This is a genomic window from Psychrobacter sp. 1U2, from assembly GCF_051847575.1.
The window spans coordinates 1-813 of sequence record NZ_JBPYDC010000830.1 but is presented as its reverse complement, the minus strand read 5'-3'; the positions used below and the strand labels follow the sequence as shown (position 1 = coordinate 813).

Here is an 813-nt window from a genome sequence, read left to right as displayed (position 1 = left end):
CGCCAGACATCATCATTATATGACTCGTCAGCCTAGTGCGTGTGTTTGGGTAGGGCAAGGTAATAATGGCGGAGATGGTTGGTTAATTGCTCATTATCTACAGCAAGCGGGCTGGCAAGTACAAGTGATAACAGTCGGCGTAGAAATGGATAATCGGGCAGATAACAGTCAAAAGAGCCAAGAAACAGTCAACGATGCAACAAAGGCTCAGCGTAAGGCTTTGAGCATGAACTGTCCTTACCAACGCTTTGAGGATATGCAATGTTATCAAAATAAAAATGATCAATTGGATATGGCCTTGCAGGCTGATATCTATATCGATGCATTATTTGGTATTGGTTTAGATCGTGCGCCAAAAGGTTTGTATGAACAAGCAATTATAACATTTAATAACGCTGCTCAGCAGATTGGCGCTTTAGTAGTCGCTGTTGATATTCCAAGTGGTCTTGTCGCTTCTACTGGTCAAGTATTTGAAAAATTAGCCATACAGGCAGACATTACCTTATGTCTAATTGCGCGTAAGTTTGGTCTGCATACCAAAGATGGTATGGATTTTAGTGGAGAAGTAATTGATATACCGTTGATACCTTATGCATCTATTGAACCTATTGCAGTATTGCTTAAAGATGCCCAACATCTAACGCCGCGTCGTCATAACAGTTATAAAGGTAGTTATGGTCATGTTTTAGTGGTTGGAGGCAATCGTCTTGATGGCTCTCAAGGCATGGGCGGTGCAGCGATTCTGACTTCCTCTAGCGCGATGGCCACTGGCGCTGGCAAGATAACTGTTGCCTGTCATCAAGCATTTCATGG

General features: G+C 42.9%; 1 protein-coding gene. It reads left to right on the top strand.

Annotated elements, in window-relative coordinates:
* Nucleotides 1–19: 19 nt before the first annotated feature.
* The coding region (locus ACS8FD_RS18995; RefSeq protein WP_439277004.1) for an NAD(P)H-hydrate epimerase at nt 20–813 on the top strand (794 nt) is incomplete at its 3' end.